Origin of the sequence: Saccharopolyspora thermophila, assembly GCF_014646075.1 — a bacterium.
Classification (GTDB): domain Bacteria; phylum Actinomycetota; class Actinomycetes; order Mycobacteriales; family Pseudonocardiaceae; genus Saccharopolyspora; species Saccharopolyspora thermophila.
This window is the reverse complement of sequence record NZ_BMMT01000021.1, coordinates 35,812-61,967: the sequence shown is the minus strand read 5'-3', so window position 1 is coordinate 61,967 and position 26,156 is coordinate 35,812. Positions and strand designations below refer to the sequence as shown.

The 26,156-nt window shown below is 70.9% G+C and carries 23 protein-coding genes; 12 read left to right on the top strand and 11 right to left on the bottom strand.

Annotated elements, in window-relative coordinates; all coding sequences use genetic code 11:
- Nucleotides 1-52 precede the first annotated feature (52 nt).
- The 7 genes from IEY17_RS22660 to IEY17_RS22630 form a co-directional block, all read right to left on the bottom strand.
- On the bottom strand, nucleotides 53-457 hold the full coding sequence (locus IEY17_RS22660) for a DUF7144 family membrane protein (RefSeq protein ID WP_188991048.1): 405 nt from the start codon (nucleotides 455-457) through the stop codon (nucleotides 53-55).
- A gap of 202 nt (nucleotides 458-659) precedes the next feature.
- Complete coding sequence (gene katG / locus IEY17_RS22655) at nucleotides 660-2,888, bottom strand: catalase/peroxidase HPI (RefSeq protein WP_188991046.1); 2,229 nt, start codon at nucleotides 2,886-2,888, stop codon at nucleotides 660-662.
- A complete protein-coding gene (locus IEY17_RS22650; RefSeq protein ID WP_188991103.1) occupies nucleotides 2,881-3,318 on the bottom strand; it encodes a Fur family transcriptional regulator in 438 nt (145 codons plus the stop codon). Before IEY17_RS22650 ends, katG begins: the two co-directional genes overlap by 8 nt.
- A gap of 135 nt (nucleotides 3,319-3,453) precedes the next feature.
- Entirely contained in the window at nucleotides 3,454-4,143 is a 690-nt protein-coding gene (locus tag IEY17_RS22645) for a S1 family peptidase (RefSeq protein WP_229680497.1), read from the bottom strand.
- Nucleotides 4,144-4,472: 329 nt separating this feature from the next.
- Nucleotides 4,473-5,270 carry a LysR family transcriptional regulator substrate-binding protein gene (locus IEY17_RS22640; protein WP_188991042.1) on the bottom strand — a complete coding sequence of 266 codons (798 nt, stop codon included), beginning with the start codon at nucleotides 5,268-5,270 and terminating at the stop codon, nucleotides 4,473-4,475.
- Between the two features lie 66 nt (nucleotides 5,271-5,336).
- A complete protein-coding gene (locus tag IEY17_RS22635; RefSeq protein ID WP_188991040.1) occupies nucleotides 5,337-6,611 on the bottom strand; it encodes an ATP-binding protein in 1,275 nt (424 codons plus the stop codon).
- 141 nt (nucleotides 6,612-6,752) lie between these two features.
- A complete protein-coding gene (locus IEY17_RS22630) occupies nucleotides 6,753-8,258 on the bottom strand; it encodes a helix-turn-helix domain-containing protein (RefSeq protein WP_229680495.1) in 1,506 nt (501 codons plus the stop codon).
- 220 nt (nucleotides 8,259-8,478) lie between these two features.
- On the opposite strand from IEY17_RS22630, the gene adh reads away from it, so the two are divergent.
- The 6 genes from adh (at nucleotide 8,479) to IEY17_RS22600 (ending at nucleotide 15,934) form a co-directional block, all read left to right on the top strand.
- Nucleotides 8,479-10,002 carry an aldehyde dehydrogenase gene (adh, locus tag IEY17_RS22625; RefSeq protein WP_188991038.1) on the top strand — a complete coding sequence of 508 codons (1,524 nt, stop codon included), beginning with the start codon at nucleotides 8,479-8,481 and terminating at the stop codon, nucleotides 10,000-10,002.
- A gap of 11 nt (nucleotides 10,003-10,013) precedes the next feature.
- Nucleotides 10,014-10,388: a DUF779 domain-containing protein gene (locus IEY17_RS22620; protein ID WP_188991036.1), complete on the top strand. Its 375-nt coding sequence runs from the start codon at nucleotides 10,014-10,016 to the stop codon at nucleotides 10,386-10,388.
- Nucleotides 10,389-10,419: 31 nt separating this feature from the next.
- Complete coding sequence (gene acs / locus IEY17_RS22615) at nucleotides 10,420-12,369, top strand: acetate--CoA ligase (protein WP_188991034.1); 1,950 nt, start codon at nucleotides 10,420-10,422, stop codon at nucleotides 12,367-12,369.
- Between the two features lie 204 nt (nucleotides 12,370-12,573).
- Nucleotides 12,574-13,836 carry an iron-containing alcohol dehydrogenase gene (locus IEY17_RS22610; protein WP_188991033.1) on the top strand — a complete coding sequence of 421 codons (1,263 nt, stop codon included), beginning with the start codon at nucleotides 12,574-12,576 and terminating at the stop codon, nucleotides 13,834-13,836.
- A 38-nt stretch (nucleotides 13,837-13,874) separates the two neighbouring features.
- Complete coding sequence (locus tag IEY17_RS22605; protein ID WP_188991031.1) at nucleotides 13,875-15,245, top strand: MadS family sensor histidine kinase; 1,371 nt, start codon at nucleotides 13,875-13,877, stop codon at nucleotides 15,243-15,245.
- A 2-nt stretch (nucleotides 15,246-15,247) separates the two neighbouring features.
- Nucleotides 15,248-15,934: a MadR family response regulator transcription factor gene (locus IEY17_RS22600; protein WP_308424019.1), complete on the top strand. Its 687-nt coding sequence runs from the start codon at nucleotides 15,248-15,250 to the stop codon at nucleotides 15,932-15,934.
- Between the two features lie 107 nt (nucleotides 15,935-16,041).
- On the opposite strand, the gene mftM is transcribed toward IEY17_RS22600, so the two are convergent.
- From mftM to mdo, 4 genes are all read right to left on the bottom strand, one after another.
- Nucleotides 16,042-16,962: a mycofactocin oligosaccharide methyltransferase MftM gene (gene mftM, locus IEY17_RS22595; protein WP_229680493.1), complete on the bottom strand. Its 921-nt coding sequence runs from the start codon at nucleotides 16,960-16,962 to the stop codon at nucleotides 16,042-16,044.
- Nucleotides 16,959-18,482 (bottom strand): VWA domain-containing protein, encoded by a 1,524-nt coding sequence (locus IEY17_RS22590; protein WP_188991027.1) that lies wholly within the window; start codon nucleotides 18,480-18,482, stop codon nucleotides 16,959-16,961. The genes mftM and IEY17_RS22590 overlap by 4 nt, the downstream gene beginning before the upstream one ends.
- A gap of 59 nt (nucleotides 18,483-18,541) precedes the next feature.
- Nucleotides 18,542-19,750: an AAA family ATPase gene (locus IEY17_RS22585; RefSeq protein WP_188991025.1), complete on the bottom strand. Its 1,209-nt coding sequence runs from the start codon at nucleotides 19,748-19,750 to the stop codon at nucleotides 18,542-18,544.
- 83 nt (nucleotides 19,751-19,833) lie between these two features.
- Nucleotides 19,834-21,126 (bottom strand): NDMA-dependent methanol dehydrogenase, encoded by a 1,293-nt coding sequence (gene mdo / locus IEY17_RS22580; protein WP_188991023.1) that lies wholly within the window; start codon nucleotides 21,124-21,126, stop codon nucleotides 19,834-19,836.
- Nucleotides 21,127-21,492: 366 nt separating this feature from the next.
- Here mdo and mftA point away from each other — a divergent pair, with 366 nt between their 5' ends.
- Genes mftA through mftF form a run of 6 tightly spaced genes read left to right on the top strand, consistent with a single transcriptional unit; the run spans nucleotide 21,493 to nucleotide 26,145 of the window.
- On the top strand, nucleotides 21,493-21,624 hold the full coding sequence (gene mftA, locus IEY17_RS22575; RefSeq protein ID WP_229680491.1) for a mycofactocin precursor MftA: 132 nt from the start codon (nucleotides 21,493-21,495) through the stop codon (nucleotides 21,622-21,624).
- A gap of 8 nt (nucleotides 21,625-21,632) precedes the next feature.
- On the top strand, nucleotides 21,633-21,926 hold the full coding sequence (mftB, locus tag IEY17_RS22570) for a mycofactocin biosynthesis chaperone MftB (RefSeq protein ID WP_229680489.1): 294 nt from the start codon (nucleotides 21,633-21,635) through the stop codon (nucleotides 21,924-21,926).
- Nucleotides 21,927-21,942: 16 nt separating this feature from the next.
- The gene (gene mftC, locus IEY17_RS22565; protein ID WP_188991021.1) at nucleotides 21,943-23,193 is read left to right on the top strand and encodes a mycofactocin radical SAM maturase; all 1,251 of its coding nucleotides are present in this window, start codon (nucleotides 21,943-21,945) and stop codon (nucleotides 23,191-23,193) included.
- Nucleotides 23,190-23,921 (top strand): mycofactocin biosynthesis peptidyl-dipeptidase MftE, encoded by a 732-nt coding sequence (gene mftE, locus IEY17_RS22560; RefSeq protein ID WP_188991020.1) that lies wholly within the window; start codon nucleotides 23,190-23,192, stop codon nucleotides 23,919-23,921. Before mftC ends, mftE begins: the two co-directional genes overlap by 4 nt.
- Nucleotides 23,918-24,697 carry a mycofactocin-coupled SDR family oxidoreductase gene (locus tag IEY17_RS22555; protein ID WP_188991018.1) on the top strand — a complete coding sequence of 260 codons (780 nt, stop codon included), beginning with the start codon at nucleotides 23,918-23,920 and terminating at the stop codon, nucleotides 24,695-24,697. The genes mftE and IEY17_RS22555 overlap by 4 nt, the downstream gene beginning before the upstream one ends.
- Nucleotides 24,694-26,145, top strand: coding sequence for a mycofactocin biosynthesis glycosyltransferase MftF (mftF, locus tag IEY17_RS22550; protein WP_229680487.1), 1,452 nt, complete (start codon nucleotides 24,694-24,696; stop codon nucleotides 26,143-26,145). Before IEY17_RS22555 ends, mftF begins: the two co-directional genes overlap by 4 nt.
- Nucleotides 26,146-26,156 lie beyond the last annotated feature (11 nt).

The window sequence follows — 26,156 nt, the reverse complement described above, 5'->3', positions numbered from 1 at the left end:
GTCGCCTGCGGTCCGAGCCGTGGCTGCGGGCCGCGCCCGGCGGCCGCTCGCGCTATCGGCGGGACAGTTCCGCGCCGTGCGCGGCCAGCGCGTAGATCACGACCACGTCGAGCACGATGACCACGGCCGACCACAGCGGGGAGGCCGCGAAGAAGGCGAGATTCACCAGCACGCTGATCAGCGCGAGAACGATGCCGAGCGTACGCGCCCAGGTCCGCCCCCGGAACAGCCCCACCCCGATGGCGCCCAGTACCACGCCCGTGATCACAAAGCTCCAGCCGATGCCGGTGTAGCTGATCTGCACTGCCGAACCGGCCGAGGTCACCAACGTCGTCCCCGAACGGGCAAAGGTGGTGATGCCGTTGACGACCTGGATGATGCCGACCACCAGCAGGACGGCGGCCGCGAAGTACAGCCACACCGCCCAGCCGGTGCGTCGTGCTCCATGAGTTGCCATGAATCCCGTCTCCCCGTGACGCGTCGCCGGCCCCCTCGGTCGAACTTGACCGTGCGCGCACCGGAATGCGTGTTCCAGAGCCCAAAGACCCCGGATCGCCGAGTGGAACACGCGTGCGACAGCGGGCCGCGTGGACCGGCGGCCCCCGGAAACGGCGAGACCCCGCCCTGGTGGGACGGGGTCTCGCTCGGACAGGCCGGGATCAGGCGAGGTCGAACCGGTCGAGGTTCATCACCTTGGTCCACGCCGCGACGAAGTCCTGCACGAACTTCTCCTTGGCGTCGTCGCTCGCGTAGACCTCCGCGAGCGCACGCAGCTCGGAGTTCGAGCCGAAGACCAGGTCGACGCGGCTGCCCTTCCACTTGACCTGGCCGGATTCGTCGGTGGCCTCGAAGACCTGCGCGTCCTCCGACACCGGCTTCCACGTGATGCCCAGCTCGAGCAGGTTCACGAAGAAGTCATTGGTCAGCGAACCCGGCTTGTCGGTGAAGACACCCAGCTCCGAGCCGTCGTAGTTCGCGCCGAGGACGCGGAGACCACCGACGAGGACGGTCATCTCCGGGGCGCTCAGCGTGAGCAGGTTCGCCCGGTCGATCAGCAGGAACTCCGCGGGCAGGCGGCTGCCCTTGCCGACGTAGTTGCGGAAGCCGTCCGCGACCGGCTCCAGTACGGCGAAGGACTCCACGTCGGTGTGCTCCAGCGTCGCGTCGACGCGGCCCGGCGTGAACGGCACCTCGATGCTGTGGCCCGCGTCCGCGGCGGCCTTCTCGACCGCCGCCGACCCGGCGAGCACGATCAGGTCGGCCAGCGAGACCTTCTTGCCACCGGTCTGGGCGGCGTTGAACGACTCCTGGATGTCCTCCAGGGTGCGCAGCACCTTGGCCAGCTCGTCGGGGTTGTTGACCTCCCAGTCCTTCTGCGGCTCCAGACGGATCCGCGCACCGTTGGCGCCACCGCGCTTGTCGCTGCCGCGGAACGTCGAGGCCGACGCCCACGCGGTGGTGACCAGCTGCGAGACGCTCAGGCCCGACTCGAGGACCTTGGCCTTCAGGGCGGCGATGTCCGCGGCGTCGATCAGCTCGTGGTCGACCTCCGGGAGCGGGTCCTGCCACAGCAGGGTCTCCTCCGGCACCTCCGGCCCGAGGTACAGCGACTTCGGCCCCAGGTCGCGGTGGGTCAGCTTGTACCAGGCCCGGGCGAAGGCGTCCGCGAACTCGTCCGGGTTCTCCATGAAGCGCCGCGCGATCGGCTCGTAGATCGGGTCGTACCGCAGCGCCAGGTCGGTGGTCAGCATGCTCGGCGCGATCCGCTTCGACGGGTCGTGGGCGTGCGGCACCGTGCCTTCACCCGCGCCGCCCTTGGGCTTCCACTGCTTCGCGCCAGCCGGGCTCTCGGTCAGCTCCCACTCGAAGCTGAACAGGTTCCACAGGAAGTTGGTGGTCCACTTCGTCGGCGTCGAGGTCCAGGTGACCTCCAGGCCGCTGGTGATGGTGTCCGCGCCCTTACCGGTGCCGTAGGAGTTCTTCCAGCCCAGGCCCTGCTCCTCGAGCGGTGCGGCTTCGGGCTCGGGCCCGACGTGGCTGTCCGGGGCGGCACCGTGGGTCTTGCCGAAGGTGTGGCCACCGGCGATCAGCGCGACGGTCTCCTCGTCGTTCATCGCCATGCGGCGGAACGTCTCGCGGATGTCGCGGGCCGCGGCGAGCGGGTCCGGGTTGCCGTTCGGGCCCTCCGGGTTGACGTAGATGAGGCCCATCTGGACAGCCGCCAGCGGCTCCTCGAGCTCCCGGTCACCGCTGTAGCGCTCGTCGCCGAGCCACGTGGTCTCGGGGCCCCAGTAGACGTCCTCGTCCGGCTCCCAGACGTCCTCGCGGCCACCGCCGAAGCCGAAGGTTTTGAAGCCCATCGACTCCAGGGCGACGTTGCCGGCCAGGATCATCAGGTCGGCCCACGAGATCTTCTGGCCGTACTTCTTCTTGACCGGCCACAGCAGACGGCGGGCCTTGTCCAGGTTCGCGTTGTCCGGCCAGCTGTTCAGCGGCGCGAAGCGCTGCTGACCGGCGCCGGCACCACCGCGGCCGTCGCTGATGCGGTACGTGCCCGCGCTGTGCCACGCCATCCGGACGATGAGCGGGCCGTAGTGGCCGAAGTCGGCCGGCCACCAGTCCTGCGAGGTCGTCAGCACCTCCTCGATGTCCCGCTTCACCGCGGCCAGGTCGAGGGACTGGAACGCCTCGGCGTAGTTGAAGTCCTCGCCCAGCGGGTTGGCCGCCGGGTGGTTCTTCGCAAGGATCTTCAGGTTGAGTCGGTTGGGCCACCACTGGGTGTTCCCGCCGCCCTGGGTCGGGTGCGGGGCACGACCGTGCGCGACGGGGCACCGGCCGCCGCTCTCTTCCTTGCTCTCGCCGACAACTGCGTCGGGGCTTTCAGTCACGGCTTTCCTTTCGGGATTGAGTGGTTTCGGGTTCGGTGTCGGGGGAGCACGCTGGGCACAGCCCCCAGTAGATGACCTCGGCCTCGTCGATCGCGAAGCCGTGGTCATCGGACGCGGTCAGGCAAGGTGCGGTGCCCACGGCGCAGTCGACATCCGCGATGGCACCGCACGACCGGCACGCGACATGGTGGTGGTTGTCGCCGACCCGCGCCTCGTAGCGGGCGACGGAACCCATCGGCTGGATGCGACGCAGGAGTCCCGCGCCCGTCAGTGCGCGCAGCACGTCGTAGACGGCCTGGTGCGACACCTTGGGGAGGTCCCTGCGCACAGCAGCGATGATCGAGTCCGTGTCGGCGTGCGGATGGTCGTGCACCGCGGACAGCACTGCGACCCGGGGACGGGTCACGCGCAGTGCAGCCTCGCGCAGCATGCGCTCGAGTTCCGCAGCGGTCGGTGGCACGCGCGGCAGTCTGGCGGATTTTCTGGAACTAATCAAGTATGCTTCCGGACCCGTTACTCCCGGGCAGTCGCGGCGTGACACACCGCGACGATGCCGGCGCTGGTGTTACCAGAGTGCCTGCGAGCCGCGGAAGTGCTCGGTGCCGGTCACCAGCGAGACGTTGCGGAGCGAGGAGTGGGTGCGCAGGTAGGCCAGTTCGCGGGAGAGATCGCCGGCCCCGTTGCTGCCGCCCCCGGAGAGGTTCAGGGTCGACAGGACCCCCACCGCGCGGCCTGCGGAGTCCAGGACGGCGCTGCCGGAGTCGCCCGGGATGCCCGGGGTGGAAGTGACGATGGTGTGGTTCCAGCCGCCGTCGGTGTCGTCCTGGGCGGTGCCCTGCTTGGCGTTGACGACACCGGTTCCGCCCCCCAGCGAGCTGCCGTAGGTTGCGACGGCCTCGCCCTGCCGCAGTCCCTCGGTGTTCAGCCCGCTGGGACCACCCCAGAACGGGATGCTCGGGTTGACCCTGCCGAGATCGGACGCGTCGAGTTCGACCAGCGCGAAATCGTTGTGTGCGCAGGCGTTGGCGTCGGTCTCCCGGGCGGCCTGCATGGCCAGCCACGAGCTGTAGACCAGCACGCCCGGCCGGCTCGCCCCGGCGATCTGGACCTGGGTGCCGAGGGGCAGCGACGGCGAGGTGCACCCGTTGGTCTGGCTGGTGTCGCCGGTGGTCGCGCAGTGCGCGGCCTGCCCGAGGTACACCTTCGAGCCGCCCCGGAACACGAAGTTCGCCGTGCACTGCGCGGAGTTGGTCATGGTCCGCACCCCCGGATGCACGGTCGCGTTCGCCGCGCCCGTCCAGCCCGGCGCCGCCGAAGCGGAGCCGGCAGCCGCCAGGACGGCGGCGCCCACCAACGAAACCACCAACCGAAGCCGCATCCCCACCATCCCGACACCCCTCCCCGCCCGCTGGAGCGAGGTGCCAAAGCGCCAGCCCCGCCCCGCAAACGCCCCGGTCGCTCCCTGGTACCACACTCCGCCACCCAAGGCGATGCCGATCACCGAGCGCCCCGGAGGGATGATCCTCGCAAATGTAGGCAAATCTGGAGACTCGGGCGCCAATGGGGCGGTTGTTGTGGGGCGCGCTATGGGCGGCGTCGGGGTTTTCGGTTGCCGCCCCTGCGGGGCGGGGATAGGCGTCGCCGGGCGGCACGCTCATGTGGGGTCCGGTGCCGGTTGCTGCTGGTCGTCTTGCGGGCGGTTGCCTTGCTGTTGGTTGCCTTGCGGGTGGGGGTTCCGTCGTCGGGGCGTTTGGTTCTTGCCGGGGTGGGTGGGCGGCAGCGGGTGCTGTTGACGGTGCGTCCGCGGACGATTCCGATGAACTGCTCCATCAGATCCGTGGTCTCGTCCTCCAGCCACGACAGCGCGACCCGGGACTGCGGGACGGCCGAGACCGGACGGTAGGTGAGGTCCCGGCGGTGGTGCAGGCGGGCCAGCGACTGCGGGACGATGAGCAGCCCCACCCCGGCCGCCACCAGTTCGATGGCATCGCCGGTGGTGGCCGGGCGCTCGATCGCCGGCTGTCCGGGCGGTCGTTCCCAGTCCAGGGTGTCGTCGAGCGGATGCAGCACGACCTCGTCGGCCAGGTCGTCGGGCGAGACCTCGTCGGCCGCGGTCACCACGTGGTCCTTCGGGACCACGACGACGGTCGTCTCGGTGTAGAGCGGGATCGCGTGCAGGCCCGTGCGGTCGGTCGGCAGCCGGAGGAGCACGGCGTCGGCCGCGCCATCCCGCACCACGTCGGCCGCTCCGGCGGCGGGCACCTGGACCAGGGTGAGCGGGACCTCGGGCACCCGCTCGCCCCACTTCCGCACCCACTTGTCCGGCGTCACTCCCGGCACGTACGCGAGGGTGAACGACGGATGCTCGCCCGAATCTTGCACGGGCGCCAGGCTACCGGGCGTCAGCGTGCGGTCGACGCCCTGGACGTCGCAGCACCCCTGGGGACGTCACAGGCGGGTGTAGGTGTCGATGTCCCGCTCGAAGTCCGAGATCGCCGCGGGGGTCAGGGTGGGCCTGGTCTCCGCGATCGCCTGCAGGTAGTCCTCGGTGGTCGCCGTTCGCCTGTCCGCGTCCAATAGCTCGCGTTCGAAGGCGGCCTGGGCGCCCTTGCGGGCGGCGAACTCGATGTCGGCGGGCGTGAACAGCTCGGTGCGCTCGACCAGGGCGTCGACGTCGACCGAGTCGCACGCCGGCCCGAGGTAGCGGCGCCAGATGGCGCGGCGGGCCGGCGGGTCCGGTGGGCCCACCGGGATCACGTAGTCGAAGCGGCCAGGCCGCAGGAACGCCGGATCCAGCGAGCCGACCGAGTTCGTGGCGCAGACCAGCAGCCGGTTGTCGTGCTCGCGGAAGCCCGGGATGAGCTTGAGCAGCTCGTTGGTGACGCCGTGGGCCGGGCCCGCCGCGGGCGTGGAGCGGGCCCCCGCGATCTCCTCGACCTCGTCGATGAACAGAACCAGATCGTCGAGCTCCTCCAGCTCGGCGAAGGTCGCGCGCAACGAGGCCGCGAGCCCGTCGGGGGAGGCCGCGGCCAGCCGGGACGGAAACAGCTCCACGAACGGCCACATGAGCCGGGACGCGATCGCCTTGGCGAAGCTGGTCTTGCCCGTTCCCGGAGGGCCGAACAGCACCACGGCCTTGGGCGGGCGCACCCCGTGCCGTTCCGCACGTTCCGGATGCGACAGCGGCAGCACGATGCGGCGTTCGATGATGTCCTTCTCCCGTTCCATGCCCGCCAGCACCTCCCACTGCCCGGCGGGCAGCAACCGGCCGCCGAGCTCGTCGAGGACGCTGACCTCGGCCGGGGCGAGGTGCTGCACCTTCTCGAAGTAGGTCAGGCCGGTCCGGGGCCGGTAGCCGGAGTTCTGCATCGCCCGGAAACCGGCGGCCCCTTCGGGCACGAGACTGCAGACGCGGTGGACGCCCGCGGACACCAGCTTCTTCTCCAGCTCCGCGAGCAGGGCGCTGCCGATGCCGCGGTTGCGCCAGCGCGAGTCCAGCGCGAACAGCGCGAGCCACGCGCGCTCGCCCTCCACACGCGCCACCGCCATCCCCACGACGTCGCGACCCACGGCGGCGACCAGGGCGGGGTGCCCGGACCGGGCCATGGCGATCACCTCGGCCGCCGAGAAGACCGGGTCGACGCCCTCGCGGCTCTGATCCCAGATGTGGATGGCCTGGTCAAGGTCGTCGTCGTGGAAGTCGCGAATCCGCCATGCGGGCACCGGAACCCTCCCGAGATCGAAAACTGGTCGCGGCGCACCGGGTTCGAGATGACGCGTGCCGCGGTGGAAGACGTCGAGTCGCTGTGGGCGAAGGGTGCCCGAACCACCGTTGCCCTCGCGTTGCCGCCGAGGAGGCGGTCCTTACGCCTCCTCGGCAAGGACGCGTTGCATCCGGGCCGTCACCAGGTGCCGACGCGGGTCGTGGCGGGCGAGTCGGTGTGCCAGCTGGCCGAGCACCTCGAGGTCGTCCGTGGGCTGATGCTGGAACAACGCCCACAGCGCCTCGGCGTCGCCGCGGTCCAGCGCCGCGTTGCGCAGCGAGGCGAACAGTTCTTCCCGCTCGTCGCGGATCGCGGGTGATTCGGAGGCTTCCAGCAGCGGGCCCCGGTAGGACTCGACCGCCGCCCTGAGGTTACCGGCGCGCAGCGCCTTGCGGACGGTCAGGAAGTCGGCGTCGACCTCGGCGCGGAGCCGGTAGGGTTTGGTGCCGATCACGTGCTCGCCGAGGTGCGTACGCAGCCGGTGAATCTCGGCCCGCGCCGTCACGGGGTTTCCGCGTTCCCCGTAGAGCTGGAAGGCGAGCCGATCGGCGGTCAGCCCGCCCGGGCTCATCGCCAGCAGCGTCAGGATCTCGGCGTGCCGGGTGGTCAGCGGGATCTCCCGGCCGTCCAGCACCGCGCGGGGCCCGGACGAGTTCAGGAACGACAACGACAGCACCGGCCGCGGTTGCGCCGCGGAGTTCTTCGTCGGCAGCCGGAGCAGGAAGCCCTCGGGGAGGGGTTCCAGTAGTGCCTCGCGGCCGTCGTCGAGCACCACGGGGCCGTGCCCGTCGCTCACGTCGATCCGCTCGGGCAGGCGCAGCCCCGGCCCCGGCTCGACCGCGAGCACCCGCCCGGTCGGGGTGAGCAACGCACCGCTCTCGCCGCGCAACCCCCGCAGATGCGGCATGTTCTTGGCCCGCAGCCGTTCGTCGCGGGCCGCCATCTGCGCCCGCAGGTGGCTTTCGGCCAGCTGGGCGGCGGCGCTGACCAACGCGACCATCGCCGGGTGGACGGTGCGCAGGGGGCCGCTGATGTCCACCGAACCGAGGATGTCGCCGGTGTCCGGGTCGTGGATCGGGCTCGCCGCGCACGTCCAGTCGTGGTAGGTGCGGACCAGGTGCTCGGCCGAGTAGATCTGCACCGGTCGGCCCACCGCCAGCGTGGTGCCCATCGCGTTGGTGCCGATGGCGTCCTCCGACCAGCGGGTGCCTTCGGCCAGCCGCACCCGGTCGGCGCGTCGCTCCACGTCGACGCTGCCTTCCCGCCACAGGATCAGGCCGTCCCGGTCGGTCACGATCATGACGTGCATCGCCTCGTCGGCGACGCTGAGCACGGTCTCCCGCAACACCGGGATCGCGGCGGCGAGCGGGTGCGCGGCGCGGCGGTCACGCACCTCGTCGCGCTCCCAGACCACGGGCGCCTCGCGCGCGTCGGGATCGACGTCCGCGGCGAGCGAGCGCTGCCAGGAGTCCGACACCAGCGGGCGGGGCGGCTTCGGCGCGCGGCCACCACGGAGCACCGCGTCCCACACCTGCTCCAGCAGCGACGCGTACTCCAGCGGATCCGCGAGCAACTCCGCGGTCACGCACTCGTCATTGAGGGTCACCGTGCCTCCTGGCGATGCCGTGATCTGTGCCCCGTCCGGGCCGCGGGTGGTGGCCATCATGGCCACTGCGAACAGCTCGGGCAAGACCGCAGGGCGCGCGGCGGCCGGAAACTGACCGTTGGGACAGGTCAGCGCGGATGTTAACGGTGTGCAACGTCGTTGCAACGTCGGGTCGAGCACGCTCCAGCGCCATCTTCCCCGTTTCTGCAGGAGGCAGCACATGACGAAGTACGCAGCACCGGGTGCGCCTGGCAGCGTCGTCGCGTACGAGGGTCGCTACGACCACTTCATCGGCGGTGAGTACGTCGCGCCGGCCAAGGGCGGCTACTTCGAGAACCCCACTCCGGTGACCGGCGAGACCTTCACCGAGGTCGCTCGCGGTACGGCCGAGGACGTTGAGCGCGCCCTCGACGCCGCGCACGGGGCGGCTCCGGCCTGGGGCCGGACCTCGGTCGCCGAGCGCGCGAACCTGCTGAACCGCATCGCCGACCGCATGGAGCAGAACCTCGAGGCGCTGGCGGTGGCCGAGACGTGGGAGAACGGCAAGCCGATCCGGGAGACGCTGGCCGCCGACATCCCGCTCGCCATCGACCACTTCCGCTACTTCGCCGGCGCGATCCGGGCCCAGGAGGGCGGCATCGGCGAGATCGACGACAACACCGTCGCCTACCACTTCCACGAACCGCTGGGCGTGGTCGGCCAGATCATCCCGTGGAACTTCCCGCTGCTGATGGCCGCCTGGAAGCTGGCTCCCGCGCTGGCCGCCGGCAACGCCGTGGTGCTCAAGCCCGCCGAGCAGACCCCGGCGTCCATCCACGTGCTGGTGAGCCTGATCGCCGACCTCCTCCCGCCGGGGGTGCTCAACGTGGTCAACGGCTTCGGTGTGGAGGCGGGCAAGCCCCTGGCGTCCAGCAACCGAATCGCGAAGATCGCGTTCACCGGTGAGACCACCACCGGTCGGCTGATCATGCAGTACGCCAGCGAGAACATCATCCCGGTCACGCTGGAGCTGGGTGGCAAGAGCCCGAACATCTTCTTCGCCGACGTCGCCGCCGCCCGGGACGCCTTCTACGACAAGGCGCTGGAGGGCTTCACGATGTTCGCGCTCAACCAGGGCGAGGTGTGCACCTGCCCGTCCCGCGCGCTGGTCCAGAGCAGCATCTACGACGACTTCGTGGGCGATGCCGTGGAGCGCACGAGAGCGGTCAAGCAGGGCCACCCGCTGGACACCGAGACGATGATCGGCGCGCAGGCCAGCAACGACCAGCTCCAGAAGATCCTGTCCTACATCGACATCGGCAAGGCCGAAGGCGCGAAGGTCCTCACCGGTGGGGAGAAGGCCGACCTCGGCGGGGAGCTCTCCGGCGGGTACTACGTCCAGCCGACGGTCTTCGAGGGGCACAACAAGATGCGGATCTTCCAGGAGGAGATCTTCGGCCCCGTCGTGTCGGTGACCCGCTTCGACGACTACGACGACGCGATCAAGATCGCCAACGACACGCTCTACGGCCTGGGCGCGGGCGTGTGGTCGCGTGACGGCAACGCCGCCTACCGCGCGGGCCGCGACATCCAGGCGGGCCGGGTGTGGGTGAACAACTACCACGCCTACCCCGCGCACGCCGCGTTCGGCGGGTACAAGCAGTCGGGTATCGGGCGTGAGACCCACAAGATGATGCTCGACCACTACCAGCAGACGAAGAACCTGCTGGTCAGCTACTCGCCGAACAAGCTCGGGTTCTTCTGAGGCGAGGCAGCATGAGCTGCTCACGAGTGGCGCTGACCCCGGAGGCGGCGGACCTGCTCCGCCGCCTCCGGGAGCAGCACGGTCCACTGATGTTCCACCAGTCCGGCGGCTGCTGCGACGGCAGCGCCCCGATGTGCTACCCGGCGGGCGAGTTCCGGACCGGGGATTCCGACGTCCACCTCGGCGACCTGGAGGTGGACGGGGAGCCGATCCCGGTCTGGATGTCCGCGGCGCAGTTCGAGTACTGGAAGCACACCCACCTGACCATCGACGTGGTGCGGGGCCGGGGCAGCGGCTTCTCGCTGGAGGCCCCGGAGGGCGTGCGCTTCCTGATCCGCTCGCGACTGCTCACCGACGACGAACTGGCCGCGCTCGGCCTCCTGTGAAACCACGTGCGCGACTGCGCGAAGGAGCAAGATGACCACAGATCGGACCAGGCGGGTGGAGGACCTGCTGGCCGTCCCGTCGTTCGCCCCACCCGCGGATTTCCGCGAGAAGGCCCTCGTCAACGACGAGTCGCTGTACCAGCAGGCCGCGGCGGACCGCCTCGGGTTCTGGGCGGAGCAGGCACGCACCCTGCACTGGGACCAGCCGTTCACCAGGGTGCTCGACGACTCGAACCCGCCGTTCTACCGCTGGTTCGACGACGGGCGGCTCAACGCCTCCTACAACTGCCTGGACCGGCACGTGGCAGCGGGCCTGGGTGACCGGGTCGCCTACTACTGGCACGGAGAAGAGGGCGAGGAGCGCGCCGTGACCTACGGCGGGCTCCTGGCCGACGTGCAGCGCTTCGCCAACGCGCTCAAGGACCTCGGCGTGCGCAAGGGCGACGTCGTGGGCATCTACCTGCCGATGGTTCCCGAGGTCGTGGTCGCCATGCTCGCCTGTGCCCGCATCGGTGCGGTGCACAACGTCGTGTTCGGCGGGTACGCGCCCGAGGCGGTGCGGGACCGGATGCAGGTGTCCGGGGCGAAGGTGCTGGTCACCTCCGACGGTGCGCGCCGCAAGGGACGGGTCAGCACGGTCAAGGACAACCTCGACGGCGTGCTCGGCGAGGTGGAGTCGCTGGAGAAGGTCGTCGTGGTCCGTGTGACGGGCTCGACCGTCGCGATGCGCCCGGACCGCGACGTCTGGTTCCACGAGGTCTGCGCCGCCGCGGACCCGGTGTGCCCCGCCGAGCCGGTGGAAGCCGAGCACCCGCTGTTCATCCTCTACTCGTCGGGATCGACCGGGAAGCCGAAGGGCATCCTGCACACCACGGGCGGTTACCTGACCGGTGTCTCCTACACCCACCGCCTGGTGTTCGACCTGCACCCCGAGACCGACGTGTACTGGTGCACCGCCGACGTCGGGTGGATCACCGGGCACAGCTACGTGGTCTACGGCCCGCTCGCCAACGGGACCACCAGCGTGCTGTTCGAGGGCGCCCCCGACTACCCGCACAAGGGCATCTGGTGGGAGCTCGTCGAGCGGTACCGGGTCACCACGTTCTACACCGCGCCCACCGCGATCCGCGCGTGCATGCGGTGGGGCGCCGAGCTCCCGGCGCGCCACGACCTGAGCTCGCTGCGCCTGCTCGGCAGCGTGGGCGAGCCGATCAACCCGAAGGCGTGGACCTGGTACCACGTGGTGATCGGGGGTGAGCGCTGCCCGATCGTCGACACCTGGTGGCAGACCGAGACCGGGGCGATCATGATCGCGCCGCTGCCGGGCGTCGTGAGCACCAAGCCCGGGTCGGCGACCCGTCCGCTGCCCGGTATCAGCGCCGACCTGGTGCCGGGCGACGAGGGGGACGACAGCGGGCTGCTGGTGCTGACCGAGCCGTGGCCGAGCATGCTGCGCACCCTGTACGGCGATGACGACCGGTACGTCAGGACGTACTTCTCGCGCGGCGCGCGTACCTACCTGGCCGGTGACGCGGCTCGCCGGGACGAGGACGGCTACTACTGGGTGCTGGGCCGGGTCGACGACGTCATCAACGTCTCCGGCCACCGGCTGTCCACCGCCGAGGTGGAGTCCGCTCTCGTGTCCCACCCCGAGGTCGCCGAGGCCGCCGTCGTGGCCCGGCCGGACGAGCTGACCGGGCAGGCCATCGTCGCGTTCGTGACGCTGCGCGGCGGTGCCGAACCCAGCGACGAGCTCCAGACGGACCTCCGTGACCACGTGGCCGCCCGGATCGGCAAGCTGGCCCGTCCCGCGCAGGTCGTGTGGGCCGACGAACTGCCGAAGACACGCAGCGGGAAGATCGTGCGGCGCCTGCTGCGGGACGTGGCGGAGGGCCGTGAGCTGGGCGATGTCACCACCCTCGGCGACGCCGGCGTGCTGGACCGGCTGCGTTCGCAGCTGGCGAACACGGGCGGTGCGTGACACGGTCACCCGCGCACCTGCCCGATCGGACAGGCGGGGTGGCCCGGTCGGACGGTCAAGCCGGAGAGCCGGGGCCGTAGCTTCAGCGGTGTGTTCGGTGTCACGATGAGGTGCAGCCCCCAGCGGGGAACTGGGGTGCACCGAGGTTCAGGTGCGCCCGCACGACGCGGAAATTCCCTGCGATGGTGCTTGGAGGACGCCGCCATGATCGTGCGAAGCAGTGTCCCGGGTCTCCGGGGCCGAACAGCCGAGGCCCCGCCCGGCCCGGAACTGTCGGGCCCGCAGCGGGTCGGTGAGATCGGACGGGTGGACACCACGGAACAGCTGGCCAAGTTCCATGTCCCGGAGATCGTGTTCGGTCCCGGCGCGTTGGCCGAGCTCGGGCACTGCGCCCGGCGCCTCGGTGCGCGGCGACCGTTCGTGGTCACCGACCTCGGCCTCACCGAGGCGGGGTGGGCGGCCGAGGCGACCGCCCACCTCAGGCTGGCGGGCCTGTCCGCGGTCGTGTGGGACGGGGTCACGCCGAACCCGAAGGACCACGAGGTCGAGGCCGCCTTCCAGCGGTACGCCGAGAGCGGCAGCGACGTGATCATCGGGGTCGGCGGCGGATCGGTCATCGACGCGGCCAAGGGAGTGGCGATCCTGTCCGGCAACGGTGGCCGCATCCTCGACTACGAGGGGGTGGACAAGGTCGTCCACCCCATCCCGCCGCTGGTGATGGCCCCGTCCACGTCGGGCACCGGGGCGGACGTCTCGCAGTTCGCGATCATCACCGACACCGCGGCGGCCAGCAAGATCACCATCCTCAGCCGGGCTCTGGTGCCGGACATCTCGCTGATCGACCCACGGCTGCTGATCACGATGCCGGACTGGCTGAACGCGGCAACCGGGCTGGACGCCCTGACGCACGCGATCGAGTCGTTCGTCTCCCGCGCGCACAACACGCTCACCGAGCAGCACTCGCTGCACGCGGCGCACCTGATCACCCGCAACCTCGCGCGCACCATGTTCCGCCCGACCGAGGAGGAACCACGCACCGCGATGGCGCAGGGTGCGCTGGAGGCCGGGATGGCCTTCACCAACGCCATCCTCGGCGCCACCCACGCGATGAGCCACCAGGTGGGCGGTCTGCTGGACGCGCCGCACGGCGTGATCAACGGGGTGCTGCTGCCGCACGTGATCCGGTTCAACGCCGAGGCCGGCGCCGAGCGCTACGTCCCGCTCGCGGCGGCCATCGGCATCGAGACCGCGGGGGTACCCGCGATGGAGGTGGCGCACGAGCTGGCCGACCGGGTCCGCGAGCTGGCCGACGTCGTCGGCGTGCCCAAGGGGCTGAGCTCGCTCGGGGTGACCGAGGCGGACATCCCCCTGCTGGCCCGCAACACCCTCAAGGACGCCTGCCTGACAACCAATCCGCGGGACGCCTCGGTGGAGGACATCGAGCGGCTGTTCCGGGCGGCGTTGTGAGCCTCGGTCAGCACCAACAGGACCGCGGGGGTGCGGTGATGACGGGGGAACCGGGCAACGGCGGGCGGACTGATCTCGACGCGCTCACCGGGCTGCGTTCGGGCAAGCGGTCGTTCTACCCGGAGTACGTCCGCTCCGCGGAGCGGCTGGAGTACACGGTGCAGGCGCTCGACCGGATCTCCCGGGCACTGGTGCGGACGGTGGAAGGCCCCCGGTCCCTGGTCGAGGCGGTGGTCCGGGCCGCCGCGGAACACCTGCAGGCCAGCTGGCTGCTGCTGGCGATCGCCGACGGCGCGCTGCGCGCGGCGCGACCGCGGTTCCTGCTGCTGTGCGACGGGGAGCTGATCGACGACGAGGCGGCGCTGCCCGCCGAGGTCGCCGAGCACCTCGACACGGTGCGGCTGCGCCCGTGGGAGGTCGAGATGGTGTCCGGTGGCCCGGGCTGGGTGCGGGTGCCGATGACGTTGGACGGCGAGCCGGTCGGCGGGATCGTGGGCCGTCCTGGCGGCGAGGTGTCCGTCGCCGACACCGACCTGGCCATCCTGCGCGTCCTGGCCAACCAGGCGGCGGTCGCGCTGCACAACTCCTTCCTCTTCCACGCCGCCATGCAGTTGCGCGGTCGCACCGAGCAGCTGTCCGAGGCCGCCGCCAGGCAGGCGCGCGACCTGGCGGCCCGCAACGCGGAACTGCAGGAAACCCAGCGGCGCCTGGTCGAGGCGATGCAGCGCCAGGCGCTCGACGACGAGCGGCACCGCATCGCCCGGGAACTGCACGACACGGTCACCCAGTACGTGCTCAGCGCCGGGATGACCATTGAGGTGTGCCGGTCCGAGCTGGCGGCCATGGGAGCGGATGCGGCCCGCGTCGCGGAACGGCTGGCACCCGCGAAGGTGCTCACCCAGCAGGCCGTCGAGCGGCTTCGCGCGGCGATCTACGCGCTGCACCACGCCGCCGAGGAACCCCCTGGTTCGCTGCCCGTTTTGTTGAAGCAGCTGTCCACGGTGCACCTGCCCAGCGATCTGAAGGTCGAGGTGCGGGTGGAGGGCACGCCCGCGCCGCTGCCGCCCGAAGCCGAGAACTCGATCCTGCGGCTGACCGGCGAGGCGCTGTTCAACACGGTCGCGCACGCGCGGGCCACCCGGTCCCTGGTGCACCTGGTCTACAAGAGCGACCACCTGCGGCTGACCGTGTCCGACGACGGCATCGGCGATCCCGCGCAACTGCGGCGCTCGCTGCGGCTGTCCTCGGCGGCGGATCTGGCCGGACGGCACCGGGGACTGGCCAACATGGCCGCGCGGGCCGGGGAACTCGGCGGCACGATGACGATCCGGCGGTCGCGGATGGGCGGTATCGCGTTGCAGCTGAAGGTTCCGTTGCCGTCGGCCGAGGCCGCGGAGGTGGCGAGGTGACCTTGAGCGAGAAGGACATCCCGGTGCAGCAGCACGACGACGCGCCCGGCCCGTCCGCGCACGTGCGGATCGTGCTGGTCGACGACCACGCGATCGTCCGGCACGGGCTGCGGTCGGTGCTGGAACGGGAGGACGACCTGGAGGTGGTGGGGGAGGCGGCCACCGCGGCCGAGGCGCTCGCGGTCGTCGAGCGCACCGAGCCGCACATCGTGCTGCTGGACCTCAAGCTCTCGACGGGCGACAACACCGAGGGGCTGCAGCTGTGCGGACAGCTCACCGAGCAGCACCCGGACCTCGGGGTGCTGGTGCTCACCACGTTCCTGGACGGCGGGTTGGTCGTCGACGCGATCCGCCGCGGCGCCCGCGGGTATGTCGTGAAGGACGTGGACACCACGGAGCTGGTCCGCTCGATCCGGGCGGTGGCCCGCCGGGAGAGCTCGTTCGACTCGCGGTCCGCGGCGGCGATGGTGCAGTCCATGAACGCCTCGGCCCAGGAACCGTCGCTGACCGAACGGGAGCTCAACGTGCTCCGGCAGCTCGCGCACGGCCTGAGCAACCGCGACATCGGGGCCAGGCTGTTCATCTCCGAAACCACGGTGAAGTTCCACGTGCGCAACATCATGCGCAAGCTGGGCGCCGCCACCAGGGCGGAGGCGGTGTACGAGGCGAGCAAGAGCGGCCTGATCTAGCGGCTGTCCCCGCGCGAGCACACCCACCCACCGCGGTGGTGGCCGAAAGTCGGAAACCGACGCGCCCGCGTGTGTCGGGGTGGGGCCTGTCGCCGGGGGTTGTTTCATCAGCGGGGGTGCACGACCAGCCAGCCGCCGTGGTGTTCGCTCACCTCGTAGCGGCACTGCGTGGCGCGGCCGAGCTCGTCGAGGTCCGCGCGGGTGAAGGTGCGCACGTGGCCGTAGGCCGCCGTGGGTTCGTCCTCGAAGGGCACGGCGACCACGATGCGCCGGCGCGCCAGCCGCAGTGCCTCGGCCAGCACCGCGTCGCCCTGTTCGGCGTCCATGTGCTCCAGCAGGTGCACCGCGGTGACCGTGTCCACCGAGCGGTCCGGCAACGGCACGCGGGTCGCGTCGCACACCAGGGTGCGCAAGCGCTGGCCCCGCGCTCCGGCGACCGCCTCGAGCAGGCGCATGCTGCCTGGGGCGAGGTCGGATGCGATGACCGTGTTCCGGCCGCGTTCGGCCAGCAGGATCGGCAGGAAACCGAAGCACGAGCCGAGGTCGAGCACCCGGCCCGGTGTGACCAGGCGCAGGGCTCGCCGGTAGACCGGGGCGAAACCGCCGATGGAGGACGGGGAGGACTCCACGGCCGTCCGTGCCCAGCACTTCCTGATGCGGTTCAGGGTGTTGTCGTAGAACGCCATCCACGCCAGGAGGGGATCGTCGGCCATCGAGCGGACCACCTCGGTGAAGACCTGCTCGAAGGTCTCGGCACCGCTGAGCCAGCCCGGGGCGAACAGCTCCTCGGCGAGGATTCCGGCGAGGTCGTTGTCCAGCTGCTCGGGCCGGAGCCAGTGGGTGATCTCCACGCGGTGGTCCCGTCGGTGCAGGCAGAAGTGCCGGGTGCGGGTCACCTGCCCGCAGCCCTCGTCCGGCGGAGCGCTGCGCCGGACGACCTCGACCAGCCGATCGGCGCTCCGGTCGGCGGACACCGGCGCGAGCGGGTCGATGACCTGCACCTCCGTTGCGGGATCGGGCACGCTCACCGTCCGGTCACCTCCGTTGCGATCGCCGCCGCAGCGCGCTCCAGGCCCGACAGGTCGCGGACGACGCGCACCCGGTCGCAGTGCTCGGCGTACTTGGGCAGGTCGCATCCCCCGAGCGACCACGAGTAGCGGGGTTCGGGCGTGAGCCAGATGGTCTCCCTGGCCCGGCGGGCGATCTCGGCGAAGGCATCGAGGTTCGGGTCGTTGCCGTTGCCACGCCCGTCGCCGAGGACCAGCACCGTGGTGCGCCGGTTGAGCGCGGAGCCGTACTCCTCAAGGAAGGTGCCGAAGGTGCTGCCGTAGTTGGAGTTGCCGTCGACGTCGAGGATTCCGCCCTGCGGCAGGCCGTCGAAGACGAGCCCGAGCGCCCGCTCCAGCGGGTGGTCGGCGAACAGCTCGGTGATCTCGATCGGATCGTCGACGAACGCGAACGTGCGGACCTGGCTGAACATCGACTGCAGGCCGTGCACCAGGTGCAGCGTGAACCGGGCCGTCGCCCGGACCGAGAGGGAGACGTCGGCCAGCACGAGGAGTCTCGGCTTGTCCTCGGCGCGGGTGACGGTCACCGGGCGGAACGGAACGCCGTCGTAGCGCATGTTCCGCCGCATGGTCCGGGCGGCGTGCACGCGGCCGCGGGGTGTGGCCCGGCGTTTGCTGGTCAACGCCCCGCGCAGGCTGCGGGCGAGCCGGCGCAGCGACTCCTCGAGCTGCTGCCGTTCCCCCTCGTCCACGTGGTCGAGCCGACCGCTGATGGCCTCGCGGGACTCGTGCGCGAGGTCCTCCAGTTCGGCGAGCTTGGCGAGGTGCCGCTTGAGAAGTTCGGGCAGGTCCTCGAGCACGCCGACCAGCCCGCCCCAGTCCAGGGTGCGCTCGTCCTCGCGTTCGTCCGCCTCCGCCAGCCATTCGTACAGCGCGCGTTCCTCGGCGATGGTCAGCTGGGTGTCCAGCCGGTGGCCCGAGTTCTCCGCCAGCTTCCCGGGAACCCCGGCGTTGTGCAGCCGTTCGGTCTCCACCTGCACCGAAGGTGCCGAACCGGTACCCGCCCCCGCGTCGCTGGACAGGACGATCTCGTCGGTCATCGAGGCGAGGTCGATCTTGTTGCTCTCCTGGTGCAGGTTGTACTGCTGGGCGAGGTCCTCCGGATCGAAGTAGTCGCGGATGTCCGCGGGCTTGGCGTGGGTGTGCCCCTGCTGGGGAGTTTCCGACGGTTCCTCGGACACGGTGAACGACCGGAGGTCGCCGGTGTCGGTGAGGTCGTCGTGCTCGTGTGAGTGCTCGTGGTCGTGCTCGTCGGGAACGACCGCGCGGAGCCTGAAGAAGGCGTCGAAAACCTCATCGAAGACCGCTTCGCCACGCCGGTCCTTCACGAGGGCCACCCTGAGGGCTTCGCGCAGCGTCTCGCGGTCGTTGAGCATGCCCGGCTGGGCGGCACAGCGCATCGCGTCGGCGGCTTCGGACACCGACGCGGGCAGGCCGAACAGGCGGAGCAGGCGGACGAACCGGTGCAGAGCGGACTCCATGGTGAGCCTTTCTGGTCGCACAGCCCGCACGGGCCTGCGCCGACCGGGGTGGCGCGGAGCTAGGGGCGGCGGCGGGTCGCGGCGGCGAAGGCACGGTGGCCCTGGCCGCCGGCCCGCTGCGGCGACGGAGGCCGGGTGCTGGAGCCAGGAGCGCCGTAGTAGTTCTCGTCGAAACGTCCCGGCCGGTCCTTGGCGGCTCGCACCGCGCGCCCGTCGACGTCGTCATCGTCGTGGTGCGCATGGTGCCCGTGGCCATGACCGTGGCCGTGGCCGTGGCCATGACCGTGGCCGTGGGCGGGCAGGTGCTCGGGGACCTCGCGGTTCGGGTCCACCAGCTGGGGCAGGACCTCGAGCGCGTGCCGCATGTCGCGCTCGTACTTCAGCACCACGTTCGCGGTCTCGGACAGCAGTTCGGCGTCGAGTTCCTGGGCACCGAGAACGGCCAACGTGCGGGCCCAGTCGATGGTCTCGGAGATGCTGGGTGCCTTGCGCAGCTTGAGGGAGCGCAACTCGCGGACCACGCCGAGCAGTTGCCGGGCCAGGTTCTCCGGCAGTCCGGTGCGCTTGGACCGCAGGATCTCCAGCTCGCGTTCGTGGTCCGGGTAGTCCAGGAACAGGTGCAGGCAGCGCCGTTTGAGCGCGGCGGACAAATCGCGGGTGTTGTTGGACGTCAGCACGACGTAGGGTGGCACCGCGGCCTGGTAGGTGCCGACCTCCGGCACGGACACCTGGAACTCGGCCAGGCACTCCAGCAACACCGCTTCCAGCGCCTCGTCGGCGCGATCGACCTCGTCGACGAGCAGGACGGCCGGCTGCTCGCCGCGGATGGCGTCCAGCAGCGGTCGCGCGGCGAGGAAGCGGTCGGAGAAGAACACACTGTCCTGGCTGCTGATGCGGTCCACCGCGGTGGCCAGGTCCGGGGCGTCGGCGGTGATCTCGCCGATCTTGTCGCGCAGCATCTGCGTGTAGAGCAGTTGCTTGCCGTAGTCCCACTCGTAGAGCGCCTTGCTCTCGTCCTGCCCCTCGTAGCACTGCAGCCGCAGCAGTCGGCGCCCGGTGACCTCGGCCAGCTTCTTGGCCAGCTCGGTCTTGCCGACCCCGGCCGGCCCCTCCAGCAGCAGTGGCTTGTCCAGGCGGGACTGCAGGAAGACGGTGGTCGCCAGCCGGCGGTCCGCGATGTACCCGCGTTCGGCGAACCGCTCCACCACCTCCGCGACCGAGTCGAAGGGGCGCGTCGCGGGGGAGTGATCCGGGTTGCTGTCGGGCACGGTTACCTCCGGGAGTGGGTGTGCGGGGGATGGTGGGGCCGTGGGGGGGCCGGGTCCGGCGGCCCCACGGCTGGTCCGGCGGGTCAGCTGAGCAGGTCGTCCAGGTCGCCGGTCATGCAGTGTTCGACCACCGGACGCACCGTGTCGAACGTGCACTCCTTGGCGTTGCCCGGCGTGCAGGCGTCACCGAGCACGTGGTTGGTGATGCGGTCGACGTCGGCGGCGTCGCCCTTGATCACATCGGACCGTTCGTAGAACTTGGTCGGGCCCTTGCCCAACCGGTTCTTCGAGTAGGTGTCGGCGTGCACGTCGACGAACCGCTCCGGGATGCCGACGTCGCGCAGCAACCGGATGGCCGCGGCCAGCGCGGCGTCGGCCGCCTGGACGTCGGTCATGCCGTGGGTGTCCACACCCATCGCCTGGGCGATGTCGGCGAACCGCTTGTAGGCCACCGGCATGTTGAACGCCCACACCCGCGGCAGCGCGATCGCGTTGTTCAGCCCGTGGTGGGTGTCGTAGAAGGCACTGACCGCGTGCGAGATCGAGTGGATGATGCCCAACCCACCGGAGTTGAACGCCTGCGCGGCGATGTACTGGGCGTACATCATGCCTTCGCGACCGGGGAGGTCCTGGCCGTTCCACACCGCCTGACGCAGGTTCTCCGCGGTCAGCTTGATCGCGTGCAGCGCGTTACCCAGCGAAGGCTGGAAGTTCAGCCGCGAGACGTACGGCTCGGAGGCGTGGGCGAGCACGTCGAACCCGCACTGCGCGGTGAAGTCGATCGGGCAGTCGTAGTACAGCACCGGGTCGTCGATCGCCAGGGTGGCCACCGAGGCGTCGTCGAAGGCGACGTACTTGTGCGGGTTGTCCGGGTCGGTGGTGGTGTCGGTGATGACGTATGCCCAGGAGGTCTCCGAGCCCGTTCCCGCGGTCGTGGACACCGCGATGTGCGGGGGGTTCTTCGGGTTCTCGGACTTGTTGAAGCCCTCGAACTCGTTGACGTTACGCCCGTCGTGCGCCACCGAGATCCGCGCGCCCTTGCAGGCGTCGTGCGACGATCCGCCACCGATGGAGACGAACGAGTCGCACGAGTTCTCCTGGTAGAGCTTCACGGCGTCCATGACGTTGTAGTCCTTGGGGTTGGACTCAACCTGGTCGTACACGACGACCTCGAGACCGTGGTACTTCATGGACTCCACGATCTTGTGCACGATGTCGGTGCCGCGAAGACCGGAGGTCATCACGAGCGTCCGCCGGAATCCCAGCTTCTTGGCCTCAGGCCCGATCATCTCGTGCGCGCCCGGGCCCATCAGGGCGCGGGGGAACGGGTGGAACTCCTTGATCGGGAATGGCTTCAGCAGTTCGTCGACCTGCATGTCGCAGTCCTCTCCACGCGCGGCGTTGCGCTGCTTCCGGCTCCAGATGCTCCGGGCGGAACCGCTGTCCCGTCCGGATTGAACCGCGAAACTAGTGCGCCGCGTCACCCCGGAGAAGCCTCCGCGGGCCAGAACCCGCCGTCCGGAACCGCCAGTCCGGACGATCGGGGAGGGCGGTGCCCGTTCGATCGGACAGGTGCGCCGTCGGATCCGCACCCGACCGCGCGCGACGACCCGTTCGATCGGACAGGGTCACAACGACCGGTCGCACGGCGAGCCGCGCGGCGGCGTCTCCTTAGCGTTTCCTCACCGCAAGCGTTGGCGATGCGGAATCCGTTTTCCCCTACTCCACAGAGGTGAGAAGCCATGGAGCAGCAGATCTCGACCGAGGCCGCCCAGGCCGCGGAGTTCCCCGCGTCCGGCGCCGCGGCGGGTGACGTCGTCGAGGAGATGCTCGTCGAGGACGTGTCCATCGACGGCATGTGCGGCGTCTACTGAGGACGGTGATGAGCATGGGTAGCTCGGCCTTCCGGCCCGACCTCCCGTACCGCCGCAACCCACAGGTCGCGCTGCGGCCGGAGCCGTTCGGCGCGCTCGCCTACCACTTCGGCACGCGGCGGCTGTCGTTTCTGAAGACCCGCCAGCTCGTCGAGGTCGTCGAGCGACTCGTCGAACACGGTTCGGTGCACGAGGCGCTCGGCGCCTGCCGGGTGGCCGACCGGGAACGGCCGAGCTACCTGCGCGCCCTGGCCTCCCTCGCGGAGGCCGAGATGATCGTTCGTCGGCCACCACACCCCTGACCGCGCAAGGAGTGCCATGACCACCGCCGAGCCACGAGCGCACCGACCGTCGCCGGTGCCGTCCCTGACCGAGCAGTTCAAGCACGGCCTGGCCGCGCCGATCTGCCTGACCTGGGAGTGGACCTACGCCTGCAACCTTGCCTGTGAGCACTGCCTGTCCTCGTCGGGCCGCCGTGACCCCGACGAGCTGACCACCGACGAGATCAAGGCGGTGATCGACGAACTGGAGCGGATGCAGGTCTTCTACGTCAACGTGGGCGGTGGGGAACCCACGGTTCGCCCCGACTTCTGGGAACTGCTCGACTACGCGGTGTCCCACCACGTCGGCGTCAAGTTCTCCACCAACGGCGTCCGGCTCACCGAGCAGCGGGCCCGGCAGCTCGCGGCCACCGACTACGTCGACGTCCAGATCTCGCTGGACGGCGCGACCCGCGAGATCAACGACGCGGTGCGCGGCCCCGGTTCCTACGACATGGCGCGGCGGGCCATGGAGAACCTGGCGGCCGCCGGCATGCGCGGGTTCAAGATCTCGGTGGTGATGACCCGCCAGAACGTCGACCAGCTCGACGAGTTCAAGGCCATCGCGGACTCCTACGACGCGCAGCTGCGGATCACCAGGCTGCGCCCGTCCGGGCGCGGCGCGGACGTGTGGGACGACCTGCACCCGACCGCCGAGCAGCAGATGCAGATCTACCGCTGGTTGCTCGACCACGGCGAGGACGTGCTGACCGGCGACTCCTTCTTCCACCTCAACGCGCTGGGCAGCGCACCCCTGCCGGGGCTCAACCTGTGCGGCGCGGGCCGGGTGGTGTGCCTGATCGATCCGGTGGGTGACGTCTACGCCTGCCCGTTCGCGATCCACGACGCGTTCAAGGCGGGCAACGTGCGCACCGCCGGGTTCGGTGAGGTCTGGCGCAACTCGAACCTGTTCACCCAGCTGCGCACCACGCAGACCGGCGGCACATGCACCTCCTGCCCGGCGTTCGACGCCTGCCAGGGCGGGTGCATGGCGGCGAAGTTCTTCACCGGACTCCCCCTCGACGGGCCGGATCCGGAGTGCGTCAAGGGCCACGGCGCGCGGCTTCTGGACGAGGTGGACCACAGCGCCGTGCCCCGCGCGACACAGGACCACTCCAGGCGGAGCGGGCGACGAGCGGTTGCGCTCGGCATGCCTGGGGTGCGAGCCACCCAGCGGCCGTGCAACGAGAGCCCGCTTGCCGACCTCCCGGCCGCTGCCGCGCCATGGTCCTCGGGAGGCGGGTCATGACCGAACGCCTCGCCGACCGGACGTGGACCGAGCTGGAGTCGCGCAAACCGGTGGTGCTGGTTCCGCTCGGCTCCTGCGAGCAGCACGGCCCGCACCTCCCGCTGGACACCGATGCGGCCGTGGCGACAGCGGTGGCCGAACGAGCGGCTGCCCGGCTGCACGGGGACGTCGACGTGGTGCTCGCCCCCACCCAGCACTACGGGGCCAGCGGCGAGCACGAAGGCTTCCCCGGGACCGTCTCCATCGGCCACGTGGCACTGCACCTGCTGATCGTCGAACTCGGGCGTTCGATGCTGCGGTGGGCAGGTCGGCTCGTCCTGGTCAACGGGCACGGCGGAAACCTGAACAGCCTGGTCGGCGCGGTACGCCGGTTGCGCAGCGAAGGACGGGACGTGGCGTGGTGGCCCTGCGCCAGCGGGGAACCGCACACGCATGCGGCCCGCGCCGAAACGTCGATGATGTCCGCGTTGCGCCCCACCTCGGTCCGGTTCGGACGGCTCGCCCCCGGCCCGCCCGAACCCGCCGGTCGCCTGCTGGACCGGATGGTGTCCGAGGGAGTGCGGGCGGTGAGCCCGAACGGGGTCATCGGGCAACCGTCGGGCGCGAACGCCTCCGAAGGCGACGCGTTGCTGGCGGAGATGGCCACGGGTCTCGTCGACGCCGTGCGCTCCTGGCACGTCGACCGCGTCGGCCGGCTGCGCAACGCGGTCCGGCAGGAGGCGTCGTGACCCGCGTGGCAGTCGTGACCGGCGCCGCCCGCGGCATCGGCGCGGCGGTGGTGCGCCGCCTCGTGGCCGCAGGCTGGTCGGTCGTGGCCGTCGACCGCTGCGCGGACGACCCGGCCGTGGACTACCCGCTGGCGCGACCGGACGAACTGACCGCCCTGGCGCAGGACACCCCGCGCGTGCAGACGCTGGTCGGGGACGTCCGGGAACCGAGCACACTGGTGGCGGCGTGCGATCTGGCGCTGCGCCACTACGGCAGGCTGGACGCCGCTGTCGCGTGCGCGGCGGTGATCGCCGGCGGCGAGCCGGTGTGGGAGATCCCGGAGCGCAGCTGGCAGACCCTGCTCGACGTCGACGTCACCGGTGTGCTCAACCTGGCGCGCGCCGCGGTGCCCCGACTACTGGCGGCCCCCGAACCGCGCAGCGGACGGTTCGTCGCGCTCGCCTCGGCCGCCGCGCACCAGGGGCTGTGGCGGCTGGGCGGTTACTGCGCGGCCAAGCACGCGGTGCTGGGGCTTGTCCGGGGACTGGCGTGCGACCTGCGCGGAACCGGGGTGAGCGCCGTCGCGGTCTCCCCCGGATCGACCCACACCGACATGCTCCGGGCCACGGCGACGATCTACGGGCTCGCCGATCCTGCCGCCCTGGGTGAACACCAACTGGTGCAACGCCTGCTGTCCCCCGACGAGGTCGCCGCGGCCGTGGCCTGGGTGTGCTCCCCGGAGTCGGCCGCGGTGACCGGCTCAGTGGTGCACGCGGACGGGGGGTTCGGCAGTTGACCACGACGCATCCCGCAGTGGGCCGAGTGGCCCTCACCCCGACCAAAACCACGCTGCCCGACGGTTTCGCGGTGGAGCTCGCCGCGGACGTGCACCGGTCCCGCAACGGCAGGCTCCTGTTCGGCGGATCGCCGCCCCGGCTCGTGCGGTTGTCGGAGCGCGCGGCGCGACTGCTGGCCAGCGGCGGGTTCGCGGTGTCCGGGCCGGCGAGCCAGGCGCTGGCCCGCAGGCTCCTCGACGCCGGGATCGTCAACCCGCGCCCACCCGAGGTGCGGGTGGGCGAGGTGAGTGTGGTGATCCCGGTCCGGGATCGCGTCGAGATGCTCGAGCGTCTGCTGACCGCACTGCGGCAGGATCCGCAGACGGCCGACCTGCCGGTCGTGGTGGTCGACGACGGCTCCCGCGACCCCGCACGGCTCGCCGCCGCGGCCCGCAGGCACGGCGCGCGGGTGTTCCGCCACGAGCGCAGCCTTGGGCCCGCGGCGGCCCGCAACACCGGTTTGTCGCGCTCCAGCACCCGTTTCGTGGCGTTCATCGACTCCGACGTCGTCCCGCAGCCGGGGTGGCTCTCCCCGCTGGTGGCGCAGTTCCTCGATCCGGCGGTCGCCCTGGCCGCGCCGCGTGTCGTGCCCCTGCGCTCCGACGACCGGGGCTGTCTGGACGCCTTCGAACGAACCTGCTCCCCGCTGGACATGGGGCCACGGGAGGGGCTCGTCGCACCGCTGACCAGGTTGTCGTACGTGCCGACGACGACGGTCGTGGTGCGCAGGGAGGCCGTTGCGGGATTCGCGGCCGACATGCGCGTCGGCGAGGACGTGGACCTCTGCCTGCGGTTGCACGAGGCGGGGTGGCGACTGCGCTACGTGCCCGCTGCGCGCGTCGCGCACGAGCACCGGACCGATCTGCGGCGGTGGCTCGCCCAGCGCGCCTTCTACGGGACCAGCGCCGCACCGCTGGCGCTCCGGCACCCGCGGCAGATCCCGCCCGTGCAGGCCCCGTGGTGGTCCCTGGTGGCCGCTGGCCTGCTGACCGACCGCCGGCTGGTTCCGCTGGCCGGGGGCCTGGTCGCGGTCATCGCCGCCCGGATGACGCGTCGCCTGCCGGACGCCGACGCGCCCGTGCGTGCCGGCGTCCTGCTGGCGCTCGGCACCCTGTATGCCACTGTGCGCCAGCTCGCCCGTGCCGCGACCCGGCACTACTGGCCGATCAGCGTCGCGGTGGCGCTGGTGAGCCGCCGGGCACGCCGCGGCCTCGTCGCGGCCGCAGTGGTGGACGGCCTGCTGGATCGCAGGAGCAGCGGAAGCACCCTGCGTCCGGTGCCGTACGTGCTCGTGCGGCTGTTGGACGACCTCGCCTACGGGGCCGGTCTGTGGTGGGGAGTGATTCGCGCCCGCACGATCGCCCCCTTGGTGCCCCGCATCAGCCGGGGTTCCCGATCGCGGACATGACGAACAGGAGG

Bases quoted from the DNA above. Each gene is read 5' to 3' on its own strand.
- IEY17_RS22660 (WP_188991048.1), bottom strand. From the start codon at position 457: ATGGCAACTCATGGAGCACGACGCACCGGCTGGGCGGTGTGGCTGTAC.
- IEY17_RS22650 (WP_188991103.1), bottom strand. From the start codon at position 3,318: ATGCTGCGCGAGGCTGCACTGCGCGTGACCCGTCCCCGGGTCGCAGTG.
- IEY17_RS22645 (WP_229680497.1), bottom strand. From the start codon at position 4,143: ATGACCAACTCCGCGCAGTGCACGGCGAACTTCGTGTTCCGGGGCGGC.
- adh (WP_188991038.1), top strand. From the start codon at position 8,479: ATGACGAAGTACGCAGCACCGGGTGCGCCTGGCAGCGTCGTCGCGTAC.
- IEY17_RS22620 (WP_188991036.1), top strand. From the start codon at position 10,014: ATGAGCTGCTCACGAGTGGCGCTGACCCCGGAGGCGGCGGACCTGCTC.
- acs (WP_188991034.1), top strand. From the start codon at position 10,420: ATGACCACAGATCGGACCAGGCGGGTGGAGGACCTGCTGGCCGTCCCG.
- IEY17_RS22610 (WP_188991033.1), top strand. From the start codon at position 12,574: ATGATCGTGCGAAGCAGTGTCCCGGGTCTCCGGGGCCGAACAGCCGAG.
- IEY17_RS22605 (WP_188991031.1), top strand. From the start codon at position 13,875: ATGACGGGGGAACCGGGCAACGGCGGGCGGACTGATCTCGACGCGCTC.
- IEY17_RS22590 (WP_188991027.1), bottom strand. From the start codon at position 18,482: ATGGAGTCCGCTCTGCACCGGTTCGTCCGCCTGCTCCGCCTGTTCGGC.
- mdo (WP_188991023.1), bottom strand. From the start codon at position 21,126: ATGCAGGTCGACGAACTGCTGAAGCCATTCCCGATCAAGGAGTTCCAC.
- mftA (WP_229680491.1), top strand. From the start codon at position 21,493: ATGGAGCAGCAGATCTCGACCGAGGCCGCCCAGGCCGCGGAGTTCCCC.
- mftB (WP_229680489.1), top strand. From the start codon at position 21,633: ATGAGCATGGGTAGCTCGGCCTTCCGGCCCGACCTCCCGTACCGCCGC.
- mftC (WP_188991021.1), top strand. From the start codon at position 21,943: ATGACCACCGCCGAGCCACGAGCGCACCGACCGTCGCCGGTGCCGTCC.
- mftE (WP_188991020.1), top strand. From the start codon at position 23,190: ATGACCGAACGCCTCGCCGACCGGACGTGGACCGAGCTGGAGTCGCGC.